The 15,195-nt window shown below is 64.8% G+C and carries 11 protein-coding genes; 5 read left to right on the top strand and 6 right to left on the bottom strand.

The features are described from left to right. Positions 1-60 precede the first annotated feature (60 nt). Both BAMB_RS30980 and BAMB_RS30985 read right to left on the bottom strand, forming a co-directional pair. Positions 61-531, bottom strand: coding sequence for a MaoC family dehydratase (locus BAMB_RS30980; RefSeq protein WP_041491801.1), 471 nt, complete (start codon positions 529-531; stop codon positions 61-63). 59 nt (positions 532-590) lie between these two features. After that, positions 591-1,646: a carboxymuconolactone decarboxylase family protein gene (locus tag BAMB_RS30985; RefSeq protein WP_127456140.1), complete on the bottom strand. Its 1,056-nt coding sequence runs from the start codon at positions 1,644-1,646 to the stop codon at positions 591-593. 252 nt (positions 1,647-1,898) lie between these two features. On the opposite strand from BAMB_RS30985, the gene BAMB_RS30990 reads away from it, so the two are divergent. The 5 genes from BAMB_RS30990 (at position 1,899) to BAMB_RS31010 (ending at position 9,404) form a co-directional block, all read left to right on the top strand. Then, positions 1,899-2,657, top strand: coding sequence for an SDR family NAD(P)-dependent oxidoreductase (locus tag BAMB_RS30990; protein ID WP_011661093.1), 759 nt, complete (start codon positions 1,899-1,901; stop codon positions 2,655-2,657). A 74-nt stretch (positions 2,658-2,731) separates the two neighbouring features. Further along, the gene (gene ccrA, locus BAMB_RS30995; protein ID WP_011661094.1) at positions 2,732-4,009 is read left to right on the top strand and encodes a crotonyl-CoA carboxylase/reductase; all 1,278 of its coding nucleotides are present in this window, start codon (positions 2,732-2,734) and stop codon (positions 4,007-4,009) included. Positions 4,010-4,041: 32 nt separating this feature from the next. Then, positions 4,042-7,926 (top strand): type I polyketide synthase, encoded by a 3,885-nt coding sequence (locus tag BAMB_RS31000; protein ID WP_041491802.1) that lies wholly within the window; start codon positions 4,042-4,044, stop codon positions 7,924-7,926. Between the two features lie 86 nt (positions 7,927-8,012). After that, on the top strand, positions 8,013-8,342 hold the full coding sequence (locus BAMB_RS31005; RefSeq protein ID WP_011661096.1) for an acyl carrier protein: 330 nt from the start codon (positions 8,013-8,015) through the stop codon (positions 8,340-8,342). Between the two features lie 69 nt (positions 8,343-8,411). Further along, the gene (locus BAMB_RS31010; protein WP_011661097.1) at positions 8,412-9,404 is read left to right on the top strand and encodes a beta-ketoacyl-ACP synthase III; all 993 of its coding nucleotides are present in this window, start codon (positions 8,412-8,414) and stop codon (positions 9,402-9,404) included. A 117-nt stretch (positions 9,405-9,521) separates the two neighbouring features. Here the strand turns inward: BAMB_RS31010 and BAMB_RS31015 are convergent, their stop codons facing one another. The 4 genes from BAMB_RS31015 to BAMB_RS31030 all read right to left on the bottom strand — a co-directional run bounded on the left by BAMB_RS31015 (position 9,522) and on the right by BAMB_RS31030 (position 15,086). Continuing rightward, the gene (locus BAMB_RS31015) at positions 9,522-10,280 is read right to left on the bottom strand and encodes an SDR family NAD(P)-dependent oxidoreductase (RefSeq protein WP_011661098.1); all 759 of its coding nucleotides are present in this window, start codon (positions 10,278-10,280) and stop codon (positions 9,522-9,524) included. Positions 10,281-10,365: 85 nt separating this feature from the next. Further along, a complete protein-coding gene (locus BAMB_RS31020; protein WP_011661099.1) occupies positions 10,366-12,138 on the bottom strand; it encodes a pyruvate, phosphate dikinase in 1,773 nt (590 codons plus the stop codon). A 9-nt stretch (positions 12,139-12,147) separates the two neighbouring features. After that, a complete protein-coding gene (locus BAMB_RS31025; protein ID WP_011661100.1) occupies positions 12,148-14,328 on the bottom strand; it encodes a hypothetical protein in 2,181 nt (726 codons plus the stop codon). Then, positions 14,325-15,086, bottom strand: coding sequence for a PEP-utilizing enzyme (locus tag BAMB_RS31030; RefSeq protein WP_227739250.1), 762 nt, complete (start codon positions 15,084-15,086; stop codon positions 14,325-14,327). Before BAMB_RS31030 ends, BAMB_RS31025 begins: the two co-directional genes overlap by 4 nt. Between the last annotated feature and the right edge of the window lie 109 nt (positions 15,087-15,195).

The following is a 15,195-nucleotide window of genomic DNA, read 5'->3' on the forward strand; positions in this document are numbered from 1 at the left end:
AGCACCCGTTACGATGTTCCTCACAAGCCGGACGGCGGACGACCGACTGGCGCGCGATAGTCAAACCGCCTGACCTTGCAGGTGTTCCGCTTCCTTGCTGCGCGCCGCCGCGGTCGTGGGCATGACGACCGCGGTACCTTCCACCACGATCAGCCCATTCACTTCGCATCGGGTTTCCAGCACGACGCGCCGCCGGTTCGCGACGACCTCCTTGACGGTCACGGTCGCACAAACCGTTTCACCGAGCTTCACCGGGCGCCGGAATTGCAGATCCTGCGACAGATAGATCGAGCCGGGGCCGGGCAGGCGCATGGCAATGGCGGCCGATATCACGGACGCCGACAACATGCCGTGCGCGATGCGGCCGCCGAATCGTGTGCGACTGGCGTAGGCGTCATCGAGATGCACGGGATTCCGATCGCCGGAGGCGCTCGCGAACAGGAAGATGTCGCGCTCGGATAGCGTCTTCGTGAAGCTTGCGCTCATGCCGGGTATCAAGTCTTCGAGGTCGTATCCACCTTCGTCGTTCATCGTCTGCTCCTGTGTCGTTCGTACTGCGTGGCGTTGACGGCATCGCGCGCCGTCATCTGTCATGCCGCCGCGTTCTCGTGCGTTGCAGCAGCGTGCAAATCCGTCGATGCGAACAACCGGTTTGCCTCTGCCAGTGCGGATTGCGTGGCGAGCACGCCCGCGTAGGGCAGTGCGCCGGTGATTGTGTTCACGATCTCGTGCCGAGATGCACCCAGCAAGCGCGCGTCGCGTATATGCATGACGAGCGCTTCGGTATCCGCATTTCGAGCGAGGCAGGTCAGGCAGGCGATGGCCGTCAGGTGCCGTGCCTTCGCGTGTTCGACTGAATCGACGCTCGACGTCGACGCACCCGGCTGGTCGAGGTGCCGCGCGAGTTCGGGCGGAATGTCGGCGGCGTGCACCGGCGCTGCGTGCGCATATCGATCACGTTCCGTCCGGGCTTGTGTCGGGGCGACGTGGGCCTGCTCCGCGGCAGCGAATACGTCGAGCGCGATGCGCGACATGGAAAGTACGAGCGGCCAGCCGATATAGCCGGTGAGCTGAATCAGTACTTCGGTCAGCTCATGACGCGTCCAGCCGACATGCAGGCAAGCATTCAAGTGCTGCCGTACGGCCGCGTGCTGATTTTCGAGCGCGATGACGATGCCAAGCGTGGCGAGTTCGCGCTCCTTGGGTGTCAGTGCTTCGAGATGGTGTTGCCGCAGCTCACGCGTGCATGCGACCGCGGATGAGTAGGGCTCGAACGGATTCGCTGCCTGACCGATAGTGATGCCACGCGCGCGCAGCACCGTCACGACGTGTCGTACGCCGGCCATGGCCACCGGCACGCCCGCGTACTCGAGCGTCTGCAGGACCGTGGCGAGCACGGCCTCCGGCGCCCAGCCCGTATTCAACATGCCGGCCGCATGGTACTTGAGCGGGGAATCGGCATTGCCCATCGTGGTCAGGACCGCGACGGTCACGAGCTCGCGATGCTTCAGCGACAGATTGGGCCGGGCGATGATATCCGCATAAGCGCCCTCGATCAGCAATCGCTTGAAGTCGGGGTCGAGCGAATCAAGCGCTGCGCTGAGGTCCGAGAAACCCTCACTGCCGATTGCATGAATGACGGACATGCCAATCTTGTGCCGGGATATCGTTTTTGCGTGCATGGTGCACCAGCCTGGCAATTGCCGAAAATATCGATGGTGCCGATAATATTCGCCCGCCCGGGAAGTAATTCTGAACTTTTATGAACTGTCATGGATGGACGTTTTTTGACGTTTAGAATCCAGACCAATACGAGAACGCGAACGTTTTCATCCGAGCCGAATGAATCGTTCGATGGCGGCAGCGATCGGCCATATCAACGTAACCGGGAGAGCGCAGTGCTGAAGCTTCAAGACAAGGTGGCCCTCGTCACGGGCGGGAATTCGGGCATCGGCCGGACCACGGCGCTGTTGTTTGCACGGGAAGGCGTGCGCGTCGCGATCGCATCGCGCCGCATCGACGAAGGCCTGGCCGTCGTCGAGGAAATTCGCAGCGCTGGCGGCGACGCGACGTTCGTGAAAACCGATGTTTCCAGGGCCGAGGATTGCGCGAATGCGGTCGCGCAGGCCGTAAAACAATTCGGCAGGCTGGATATTGCTTTCAATAACGCAGGCGTTGAAGCGTTCGGCAATGCCGTGGCCGATACCGACGAGGCGACCTGGGATTTTGTCGTGGACATCAATCTGAAAGGGGTGTTCCTTGCGATGAAATATGAAATTCCGGAATTGCTGAAAACCGGGGGCGGATCGATCATCAATATGTCATCGACCTATGGCCTGGTGGCATCGGCATTCGGCGGCTGCGCATATCACGCGTCGAAGGCAGGCATTCTCGGATTGACGAAAGCGGCCGCGCTCGAATACGCGAAGCAGAAAATCCGCGTCAATGCGATTTGTCCGGCATTCGTCGCCACGGCGATGGTCGAAAAATTCCTAGACGAAACCCATATGACCGACCAGATCAAGAGCTTTCATCCGGTCGGCCGCCTGGGTACCGAAGAGGAGATCGCGCAGGCCGTCGTGTTCCTCGCGAGCGATGCGTCGTCGTTCATGACGGGCACCGCGCTTTCCGTGGACGGCGGCATGACCGCGGCTTGACGCGCACGTCGTCTTCACGCATGTCGTAGCGCGAGCGCTACGGTCGATCAATCCGATTTCGTACGGATATAAATATGGATTCCGAACTGATGGAAGTGGTGGAGAAAACGGAGAACGGGCAACCGGAGCTGTTCGACATCGGTTGTGCCATCCCGTTGGGCGTCGTGCCGAGAACGATGCATGCGTGGACGATTCGCCGGGAGAACCACGGGGAGCCGCAGCATGCATTCACGAAGGAAATCGTCGACGTGCCGACGCTCGGCCCGAACGACGTGCTGATTCTCGTCATGGCGGCCGGCGTCAACTACAACGGCGTGTGGGCCGCCCTCGGCCAGCCGTTTTCCGTGCTCGACCTGCATGACGATCCCTATCACATCACGGGTTCGGACGCGTCCGGCATCGTCTGGGCCGTCGGCGCGAACGTGAAGAAATGGAAGGTGGGCGACGAGGTGGTCGCGCATTGCTCGCAGGTCGATGGCGACGACGAGGAATGCAACGGCGGCGATCCGATGCTGTCGCCGTCACAGCGCATCTGGGGCTACGAAACCACCCACGGTTCGTTCGCGCAATTCGCATGCGTACAGGCCACGCAGCTGATGCCGCGCCCGAAGCACCTCACGTGGGCCGCAAGCGCGTGCTACACGCTCACGCTCGCCACCGCGTACCGGATGCTGTTCGGCCACAAGCCGCATGTGCTTTCGCCGGGGCAATCGGTGCTCGTGTGGGGCGCGGCGGGCGGCTTGGGAACGATGGCGATTCAGCTTGCGGCGCTGGCAGGCGCGCGGCCGGTCGCCGTGGTCTCCGACGATTCGAAAGCTGAATTCGTCAAGCGCCTTGGCGCGGTGGGCGTGATCAACCGTTCGAATTTTTCATGCTGGGGCGCGCCGCCACCCGTCGATGCAACGAACGAATACGCGGCCTATGTCGACGCCGTGAAGAAGTTCGGTAAGGCGATCTGGGACGCGCTCGGCGAAAGGCGCGACGTCGACATGGTGTTCGAACACCCGGGCCGCAATACCTTCGCGCCGTCCTGTTACGTCGTGAAGCGCGGCGGCATGGTCGTCTTCTGCGCCGCCACGAGCGGCTACGACCTGACCTGCGATGCGCGCTACGTGTGGATGCGGCAAAAGCGGATCCAGGGCAGCCACTTCGCGAGTCTCAAGGAAGCCGCGCAGGCAAACCGGCTCGTGATGAGCGGCAAGATCGACCCGTGCCTGTCGGAAGTGTTTCCGTGGAACCGCCTGCCGGATGCGCACGCGAAGATTCGCGCGAATCAGCATCTGCCCGGCAACATGGCCGTGCTGGTGCAGGCCAGCAGTCGCGACGATCTCGACGCGGCGCGTCGCCACTAGCCATGAAGCATTCTTCTTGCAGCGAGAACGGTATGGACAGGTCAACTACACACGCGGAACGGATCGCCATCATCGGCATGTCGTGCCGCTTTCCGGGTGGCGCGTCCTGTGCGTCGAGCTATTGGACGCTTCTGAATTCCGGCCGTACGGCGATTCGGGAAACCCCGCGCGAGCGGTTCGATATCGACGCGTTCTACTCGCCGGATCCCGCTGAACCCGGCACCACCTATTCGCGCGTGGCCGGCTACGTCGACGATCCGTTCTGCTTCGACCGCGGGCTGTTCCGCACGTCGGCGGCCGAGGCGATCGAGATGGATCCGCAGCAGCGCTGGATGCTGGAACTGGCCTGGGAAGCGCTCGAGAACGCAGGGTTTGCGCCCGGTCAATTGCGCGGCAAGAATGTCGGCGTGTTCATGACGACCGGCGAAGCCGATTATGGCCGGCGTACCGTGTGGTCCGGCGATCCCGGAAAAATCACCACGTATTCGAAGCTCGGCAACCTGCGCGCAATGGCGCCCGGGCGCGTCGCGCACATCCTGGGCTTGAGCGGGCCCGCGATCTTCGTCGACACCACCTGCTCGTCGTCGCTCGTCGCGATCCATCTTGCCGCGCAGAGCCTTCAGGCCGGCGAGTGCGACGTGGCGATCGCGGGCGGTGTGAACCTGATCCTCGGGCCGGAGGAAACGATCGGCGTCGCGCGACTTCAGGCGATGTCCGTGTCCGGTCAGTGTCGCCCGTTCGACGCGAACGCCGACGGCTACATTCGCGGCGAAGGCGGTGGCGCGCTCGTCATGAAGCGGCTGGGCGACGCACGCACGCACGGTGATCGTATCGACGCGGTGCTGGTCGGTTCCGCCGTCAACAGCGACGGCGCGAGCAATGGCCTCACCGCGCCCAACGGCGCGGCGCAGGAAGCCGTGATTCGTCGCGCGATGGCGCGTGCGGGCGTGCGCCCGGAAGCGGTCGCCTACGTGGAAGCGCATGGCACGGGTACGGCACTGGGAGACCCGATCGAGCTTTCCGCGCTGCGCAACGTGTATGCGCGCGCCGTCACGCGCGACAAGCCGATTCTCGTGGGCTCCGTGAAGTCGCAACTCGGACATCTGGAAGGTGCGGCGGGCATGGCGGGTTTCATCAAGGCGATGCTGATTCTGCGTCATCGCCAGGTGCCCGCACAGGTGAATTTCGCGACGCCGAATCCGCGCTTTCACTGGGAAGGCGCGCAACTCGAGATTCCGCGTGACGGCATGCCGCTGGGCGACGGCAATGCGTTCGTCGGCGTGAGTGGCTTCGGCATCACCGGCACCAACGTCCATATGATTCTCGCCGAGCCGGACGCGGCGCCGGATACCGCCGCGCAGGTCGCTCGCGAACGCGTGCTGACGCTGTCGGGACGCTCGCCGCAAGCGCGCCGGCGTGCCGCATCCGCGTGGCGCGCATGGCTCGCTGACACCCCCGCGCCGATGCGCGATGCGTGCCACACGGCGAGCGTGCGGCGCGATCATTTCGATCATCGCGTCGCGCTGGTCGGGACGACGAAAGCGGATTTCGTTGCCGCACTCGATGCCTTTCTCGCCGAGGACCCGACGGGACACTGGCATGCCGGCGAGCAACCGCGCAAGCCGCGTCTCGCGTTTCTCATCCCCGGTCAAGGGGCATGGCAACCCGGTATCGGGCGCAATCTCTGCGAAGACAACGTCCTGTTCCGCAAACACGCGGATGCGTGTCTGGGCCAGCTCGACGCCGATACGGCACGCGAGGTGCTCGATGCGATCGTCGGCCGGACCGCCGAAGCGGTGCGCCATCATCCCGGGCAACTCGCGCATTTCGTCGTGTGCTATGCGCTGGCGCGTACCTGGATGGATCTCGGCGTGCAGCCCGATCTGCTGATCGGGCATTCGTTGGGTGAGCATGTAGCCGCCGTGATCGGCGGCGTGATGTCGGTCGCCGAGGGCCTGAAGGCGGTCGAAGCGCGCGGCCGCCTGTTCGATACGGCGACGCCGGCAGGCGCGATGCTCGCTGTCGCCGCGAGCGTGGATGAACTCGCCGCGCGCTTCGCGTTCGGCACGGACTTGTTCGTGGCAGGCATCAACGGGCCGGAGCAAACCGTCGTGAGCGGCACGCAGGCGGCGATCACGCGGGTTCAGGACGCGATGGTCGCGGCCGGCAAGCGTGTGTCGTTGCTCAAGACCTACGGCACGCCGGGCCATTCGCCGATGCTGCGTTCGATGCGCGAAGCGTTCCGGCAGGCACTCGAACCGCTGACGCTGGCGGCGCCCGCGATCCCGATCGTCTCCACACTCACCGGCGCGCTCGCGACAGACGCGATCGCGAGTGTCGAGCATTGGCTGGATCTCGTGGAGCAGCCGGTGCGCTTTCATGAAGCGTTGCTCGCGGCGTCCGACGGCAAGACGATCTTCGTCGAAGTGGGGCCCGGCGCGGCGCTGTCGAAGCTCGCGCGCGCGGCCGCGGGCGGCGACTGGCAATGTGCGGTCTCTTCGCTTGCCGATGGGCCGGACGGCGATGAAGAAACGGAGTCGACCGGCTTCGCGCATGCGTGCGCACGCCTCTACAGCATCGGGCAGAAGATTGCGTGGCGCAAACTCTACGGCAACGCGCCGCGGCCTGCCGAAGCGCCGGGCTATCCGTTCGAGCGCGATCGCTTCGAATTGCCGTTCCCGGAGCATGTGCTTGCGGCTTCCGCGCAAGGCGGTACGCAGCATCGGCGCGACATCGCGTCGGGCGAGGTGCCGCTGCAACACGCTTCGCACGTGGCGGAGATTGGCACTGACATCGCGAGCGTTGACGTTGAGCAACTGCTCGCGACACTCCGCACCATCGCGGCGGCCGTCACGCCGGATAGCGTGACGCTGGCCGACGATCTTTCACTCGTCAGTCAGGGCCTCGATTCGTTGGCGTTGACGGAATTGCGCGTGCGCCTGCATCAGCACTTCGGCAGGATGCCGCCGATTTCCATGCTCGCACGCGGTGCATCGCTATCGACGCTGGCTCGGTGGTTCGGCGCATCGTCGGGCACTACACCGATTCAGGAACCCGTATCGAGCGACACGCAGAAAGCGGCCGATGCACCGGGCGACCACGGATTGCTCGTCACGCTGCGCAATGGCGCGGGGCCGCTCGTCGCACTGGTGCATCCGGTGGGCGGCAACGTGCTCTGTTATCAGGATCTGGCCAACGGCTGGCCGGGCGATCCGACCATCGTCGCGATTCGCCATCCGTATGCGGACCAGGACCGCCCGCCTGCGTATCTGTCGATCGCGCAATTGGCGTCGCGTTATCGCGCGGCGTTGCTTGCCGCACATGGCACGCTGCCCGATGTGCTCGGCGGCTGGTCGTTCGGCGGCATTGTCGCGCACGAAATGGCGGCGCAGTGGGAAGCGGAGGGCAGGACCGCGCCGCCGCTGGTGATCGTCGATACCCCGCTCCATGAAGGCGAATTCGCGACGCGGCTGCGCGCGCTTGCCGGCGATTTCGTCAATGAGGACGCCACGCAGGTCGTCGAAGCGTGGCTCGCCGATCCACGCTTCGACACGATGCTCGATCGCGACTTCTACCTGGCTGACGTGCGGCGCCGCGCGCATCCCGCCACGTTCGCCCACATCTCGCGGCTGCATGCCGTGAGCGCGGTGGCGCTCGCGCGTCACCGGCCCCACCAGGTGCGCACGCGAATCGACTACGCGCTCGCCAATCGCAACGCGGGCGGCATGTCCGGTACGCAGGTGACGCAGTATCTGCGGCGGCTCACGGGCGGCAGCGTCGCGGTGAGCGTGTTCGACGACGATCACAACTCGATCGTGCGTGAGCCCTCCGCGCGCCGCGTCGCGGCTTTCCTCGATGGCAGTCCGGACGCCACGCGTGTCGGGTTCGAGCCGCTTGCGCAGGAGACGCCCGCATAGGCTCGCGTGTTTCGATTCAACCGTACGACGCACGACGCATCGTGCCGTGCCTTTCTTCGTCAATCCGACTTCAGGAAATCAATGCCATGAGCGACCAACTTCAAGCCGCAACGTTGAACGGTTCCGCGGTGACCGCCCAGACCATTCTCGGCTGGATCCAGGAATGGGCCGAGGCCAACAATCTGCAGGTGCCGACCGATCTCGAACAGACCTTCGCCGACGCCGGCTTCGATTCCATGCATTCCGTGGAACTCGCGTTCTTTTTGGAGGAGCGGCTCAAGATCAAGATCGACGATACGGTGCTCTACGATTACCCGACGTTCATCGCGTTGGCCGAGCATCTCGTGTCGCTCACGCCCACGGGCACAGCCGCGGACACGGAAGCGGGCGAAGGAGCAAGCGCCGGAAACTGGTAACTCGCGTGCGCCGGTTCAGCGCCTGTCGCGCGCCGGCGCGCCTCATCGATCTTCACCGGAGTACGGAAGATGGCGGAAATCACCGGCGCGGGGAGCTGGACCTCGCGCGTCGTCGGCTGCGGCTCGGCACTGCCCGAGCGGCGCGTGACGAATCATGACATCGCCCGCATGGTCGATACCACGGACGAATGGATCACGCAGCGCACCGGCATCAAGGAGCGCCGTATCGCGGCGGACGGCGAGCACACGTCCGATCTCGCGATCGGCGCGGCTACCGCCGCGCTGAAGCAGGCCGGCATCAGCGGCGCCGATGTCGATCTGATCGTGCTTGCCACCTGCACGCCCGATCGCACGATGCCCGCGACGGCCGTGCGCGTGCAGGAGGCGATCGGCATGCAGGGCGGCGTGGCGTTCGACGTGCAGGCCGTGTGCTCGGGCTTCGTATTCGCGCTGTCGGTCGCGGACAACATGATCCGGCTGGGTCAGGCCCGCACCGCGATCGTGATCGGCGCGGAAACGATGTCGCGCATCGTGGACTGGCAGGATCGCAATACCTGCGTGCTGTTCGGCGACGGTGCCGGCGCGGTGGTGCTGCGCGGTGAGCGATCCGACGGCGACAAGCCGCGCGGCGTCCTCTCCACACACCTGCATTCCGACGGCCGGCATCACGACAAGATTCATACGGACGGCGGCGTCTCGTCGACGCAAAGCGCGGGGAAGATGCATCTGGAAGGGCGCGAGGTATTCCTGCATGCGGTGGTCAATCTCGCCGAGGCGTCGCAGGAAGCGCTCGCGGCACACGGCCTGACCCGGGACGATCTCGACTGGGTCGTGCCGCATCAGGCGAACCAGCGCATCGTGCAGACGCTCGGCATGAAGTTGAACCTGCCGATGGAAAAGGTCGTGCTCACCGTCGGCAAACACGGCAACACGTCGGCGGCGTCGATTCCGCTCGCGCTCAGCGAGGCGGTGTCCGATGGACGCATCAAGGAGAACGACCTCGTTCTGATGCCGGCGATGGGATCGGGCTTTACGTGGGGGGCGGCGTTGATTCGCTGGTAGGGATTCACACGAAAAGCCGTCGATAGGTAAGGGATGGGCCGCTGGGCGACCTCCGACGCGACGACGAACCGCCGCCGGCGCGTGACCGGACGGCGGCTCCGACGTTCGGATTCGCTTTCAGCCGGCGCCCATTCCGCCATCGATCGACAGCGTGGTGCCGGTGATGAAGGTCGACGCATCGCTTGCGAGAAAGACGACCGCTTCAGCCGTTTCCGCAAGCGTGCCCATCCTGCCGACCGGATGCAGTGCTGCCAGTTGGGCCGCCTGCTCCGGTTGTTCGAGAAACGCGCCGATCATGTCGGTTGCCACGAACGCGGGGCAGATCGCATTGACCCGCAGCTTTTCCTTTGCGTACTCGAGTGCCGCTGCCCGCGTAAGGCCGATGACCCCGTGCTTCGACGCATGATAGGAGCAGGCGCCGAATGCGGATCCCGCCAGGCCGTATGCGGACGACATGTTGATGATGGAGCCGCCGCCCGCCTTCAATATCTCGGGGATTTCGTATTTCATCGACAGGAACGTCCCCGTTAGGTTGACGTCGATAACGGTGCTCCACGCCTGTTCGTCGGTATCGGCTACCGGCCTCCCGAAGCTCGTGATGCCGGCATTGTTGAACGCGATATCGAGCTTGCCGAACGACGCGACCGTGCGCGCGACCGCGGCAGCGCAATCCTCGGCTTGAGCGACGTCCGTCCGGACGAATATGGCTTCGCCACCGTGGTCGAGGATTTCCCGGACGACCTGCCGTCCTTCCTCTTCCCGCCGTGCCGCGATGGCGACCTTGGCGCCTTCCCTCGCGAACAGCATTGCGGTCGCCTTGCCGATTCCGGACGTTGCGCCCGTCACCAGCGCCACTTTATCGAATAGTCTCTCCACGAAGGATTCCTCACTATGTGTTCGGTTTTCAGTTTCCGGACCGTCGCTGTTGCCGCCGACGATGCCGGTGAAACGGACTACGATGTCACTCGCATGCCGCAAGCGGCTTCGCGCGACCGTAACGGATGGATGCGAGCAGCGCGGGCAAGCGCGGCCGCGTGATGATGCCCGCCACGCCTGCGTCGATGGCCGCCTCCACAGCCGGATCGTCGTCGGCAAAGATCGGGCCGCTGACCGTCGCGCCGGCGCGCAGCGCCGCGAGCGCGCGACGGAGTGCGCCGAGATCGGATAGGCCGGAGAAGTCCGCGTCGGCCGACGCGCCGGCGCCATCCTGACTCGCGTGAACGGCGACGGGCGCATGGGCCTCGGCGACGCGGCACAGGCGCTGCAGGACCGGATCGCTGTCCTCATCGGGAGCGACGACCGCCAGTTCGCCGTCGTAGACGAGGCCCGCGGCGCCGTCGACGGTGACGACGCGCCCGGCAAGCGCGGCCACGGCGCCTGCGCCACATCCCACCACACACGGACGCCCCAGGGCCCGGCCGACCACCGCGGCATGCGAAGTCGATCCGCCATTTTCGGTGACGACGGCGCGCGCGGCGATCATCCCGTGCAGATCGTCAGGGCTCGTGGCTGCGCGTACCAGTACGACGTCTTCGCCGAGCCTTGCGCGGCGTTCCGCTTCGTCCGGGTCCGTCACCACCACGCCGCGTCCGATGCCCGGTGACGCGCCTTCGCCATGCCGCAACGCGTGGCCGCGCGCGGCGGCACCATCGGCGAGGCGGGGGCGCAGACACGACCGGATCTGGTCGGGCGAAACACGGGAGAGCGCGATTGCGGGCGACACCAGACCCTCGTCGAGCATGTCGACCGCCATGCGAGCGGCGGCTTCGGGCGAGCGCTTTCCCGTTCGTGCCTGGAGGAGGAACAATTCCCCGCTTTCGATCGTGAACTCGATGTCCTGCATGTCGCCGTGCGCATGCTCGAGCAATCTCGCGGCGGCAAGCAGCTTGTCGTATGCATCGGGCAACGTGTCGCGCATCGTATCGAGCGGATGCGGCGTTACCGTGCCGGAGACGATGTCCTCGCCCTGCGCGCGGGGCAGGAACTCGCCATAAGGGACCGGCTCGCCCGTCAACGGGTTGCGGCTGAACAGCACGCCGGTCCCGGACCGGTCGTCGCGATTGCCGAATACCATCGCCTGTACCAGTACTGCCGTGCCGGCATCGTCCGGGATGCCGTGATGAGCACGATATCGTCGCGCACGCGGCGAGTTCCACGAGCGAAATACCGCGTGCACGGCCATCTCGAGCTGCGCGGAGGCGTCGTCCGGCACCGCGGCCCCGGCCGTGGCAAGCGCGTCGCGCCACGCCGCGGGATCGTCGCGTGCGGACGGTTCCAGCGGCGGCGCGTCGAGCACGACGCGACTGAACGAGTCAAGGAAGCGGCAATGGGTATCGCGCGCGAAGCGCTGGCTGCCGCATAACCGCGCAAGCAGGGGCTCCGTCGCGCTCGTGATACCGACATTCAGCACCGTATCCATCATGCCGGGCATCGAGACCGCCGCGCCGGAGCGCACCGATATCAGCAGCGGAGCGGGACCGCCGCCGAAGGCTCGGCCCGTGCGTGCTTCCAGCCACGCGATGCCTGCCGCGATTTCTTGGTCAATGCCGCGTGGCGCGGCTTCATCGGACAGGTATGCATGGCACGCGCGAGTGGTCACGACGAACGCCGGCGGCACGTTCAGCCCCACGGCGGACATGTGCGCGATCGACCAGCCTTTCCCGCCAATCTGCTCTCTCGGCGGAAAATCGCCGCCGTCGAAACCCAGGACCCATGTTCCGAATGAGATGGCCATGTGCGTGTCCTATTCGGTGCGTTGGCGGCCGACGATCCTGAGCAGATCCTCGTGCAACTGGAACCACACGGTGTGATAGCTATCGATGTTCGCGTCGCTTACCCACTGGATCGCGCCTGCGTCGATCTTCTCCAGCGCCTCTTGCAAGCGCGACCGGTAATTGTCGATGCGCGGCACCGCCTGCGCCAGACGCACCAGGATGTCGTCGACGCGATCGTGCAACCCGCATAGCCTGTCGATCAGCGCAAAGTCGTGCTCGTGGTCCTGATGATCGTTGGCGATGCGCTGTCCGCCGAGCTCCACGGTTTGCCAATCGGTGATCAACGCCTTCAACCGGCTGTTGATCCGCTCGAACGCTTCGTAGTGCGCGACGAACGTTTCGTCTGCGCATGCGTCTGCGTATTCGTTTGCATAGTGCGCGTCGAGCGCGATGCGTGCGAGCGGGCTCAGCACGAATCTGCCGTCGATCTCGATCGCGCGTCCGCCGACCGTGGCGGTGTTCAGCACGGCAAGCGTCTGCTCCGCGCCCAAGCCGGACAGTGCCTCGATGTCGGCGGGGAGCGCATTCGGCTTCAATGCCAGGCAACGGAGTACCGAATACAAGGCATTCGTGAGTGCGGCGCGCCGATCGAGCGAATGGGTGGCGGCGCGCTCGTGCAGGTGCCGCGAATGACGCCGTTCGTGCCGGTACAGCGCATCGGCCTGCGGCGTGTCGCGATGGTATGCGACCCAGGTCTCGCACAGATAGCGAAAGCGCGCGGAGCTGGCTGCAGGCTCGTGCGTGCGAGCCGCTGCGTTGTAATCCGCCACGCTGAGTATGCCTCGTGTCGTCAGGTAGCGGTCGGTCTTCGCGGCGAGATGCGATGTACCGCGTCGAAGTCCGCCTGTCGACGCGGCGAAGTCGCGGTTTTCGACAACGGAGCAGGGCAGCGGTGTCATCATCCGTGCCGGGCGATCGGCATGCTGCATCATCACGAACGGCGACGCCTGCTGGCTCGGCATGGACATCGCGCCCACCAGTTCGCCGAGCACGCATTCGGCGAATTCGTCATTGAGTAGCGGCCGGAAGCGTTCGGCGCGCGGATCGATCGTAAACCAGTCGTCGGACTCGAAGACGCCGGCAACATGCGCGAGATTTCTCATCGCCGAGTTGTAGACGAGCGCGCCGGCGTCGAGCAGCTGGTCGCGCGACCAGCCGGCAATGCGCGTCCAGAGCTTCGTCATTGCGTCGCGGATCCGGTCCGTGAGATCACGGAAAATCGACGTCAGTTCGTCGGCCGATGCCATGCCCACCGGTATGAAGCCATCCGACAGCGGATCGGACGTGTAGAGCCCGACGCCGGTGATCATGTCGGACGTGAATTCGGGGGTGCTTTCGAAACTGCCCCAATCATCGACGATGTCGAAATGGCAGCCTCGCGTCGCGAGCGTCACGGTCAGATTGTTGTACGGCATGTTGGCGGCAACACCATCGAGCCACGGCAGCCCACCTTCGCCGAGGTCCATGAAATCGCGCACCAGCATCTGCTGCGCATCGTCGATGCGGTACGGCCCCGAGTTGTGCAGGTTGATCCGGCTTTCGCACGCCGCGACGAAACAGTACTGCGAGGCCGTCGCCATGAAGTTGTGAGCCGCGTCGTGAAGCGCATCGCCGGGTCGGCACGGGTAGAGATCGGCCGCGAACACCTCGAGCGTGCGGTCCGGAAGAATCTGAGAACGGTGCCCGTATTCTCGGCTGCTCAAGCGGTTGTCGTTGCGGCGCCATGCGAGCTGGAAACGCCGCCAGAAGTCGAGAAGATAGACGACGTCCTGCGCGGCGTCCTGTGGCCGCAGCATGCCCATCGACAGCAGCCATTCACGGCCGAGCAGGTAATGCGTGGGCAGCAGCCAGCCCATCTGCGCACTCTGGAGCTTGATGCCGAGATTGCGCGCACGGTCGGCGATGTCTTCGGCCTTCATGCTCGTCTCGATCTTGCGCAGCAGCGCAGGCATTTTGTAGAAGGCGTTCAGTAATGCAAACAGGCTGCACGCGGAGAGCGGAAACAGCGACGAGCGCTGCACGGTACGCGTGACCGCCAGCCAGTGCGTTTCGTCGCCCCACTGCTGGATCGCATGGTTGGCCTCGAGTATTTGCAGATAGGTCAGGTCGGAACCGACGTTGACATGGGAGTGGTCGTGGGGGGCGTTCATCGCGCGAATCTCCAGATGCGGGCCGTGCTTTCTCGTCCTGCCTGATAGTCCTGCGCGGTTTTCGCGGCCGCGCTCGCTTCGATTTCGATCCGGTCGCCGTCGCGAATGCCGCTGATGCGCGCATTCATCAGGCAGGGGATGCCGTACTCGCGGGCCAGGATGCCCAGATGCGAGCGAACGGTGCCGCTCGCGCAAATGATGCCCTTGAACCGGTCGATGATGGGTGCTGTGAGCGTGCAGCCGCTGTCGTCGATGATCGCGATCGTGTCGGGCGGCACACCGTTCTGCATGTACCGGATCACCTGATCGCTGGTGCGGACGTAGCGTGCAACCCCGTCGACATCTGCCGCATGCCGGACGACGTTGTCGCCGGTGCCGCGCTGCTCGCGGCCATTCGCGTCGATCGATCCCGTGATGGCGTCGTGGTGCTCGAAACTGAACGCGGATACGTCCACGCCCAGGCCCGTGGCATCCTTGTAGGCATCGGGTCGTTCGCGCAGCGAGACCAGCGAGGTCGACGTAAACCGATAGCCCGTTGCAAGCGCCTGCTGTTCGATGCGCTCGATATCCTGTCGGGTAATCAACGCATCGGCGCTTCCAAATACGAACGACGTCCAGTCTTCGCCGCTCTGCGCGAACTGACGGCGCACCAGCGCACGGACCATGCCGTTGACCGCTTCGGCGAGAAGCGATGCAGGCGTCCCTCCGTACCAATTCTTCGCGGGAAATTTTTTCATTATCAGTCTCGACTTTTCCAATGCACGATCGCGTTAAGAAAAAGGAGCCGTCGTTTGGTCAACTACGACGAATTACGGGCGTATTGGACGAGTATTTTCGAACTCGCTCATGGATTGCCGCAGCGTAGAC

This window comes from Burkholderia ambifaria AMMD, from assembly GCF_000203915.1.
In the GTDB taxonomy this organism is placed as follows: Bacteria; Pseudomonadota; Gammaproteobacteria; order Burkholderiales; family Burkholderiaceae; genus Burkholderia; species Burkholderia ambifaria.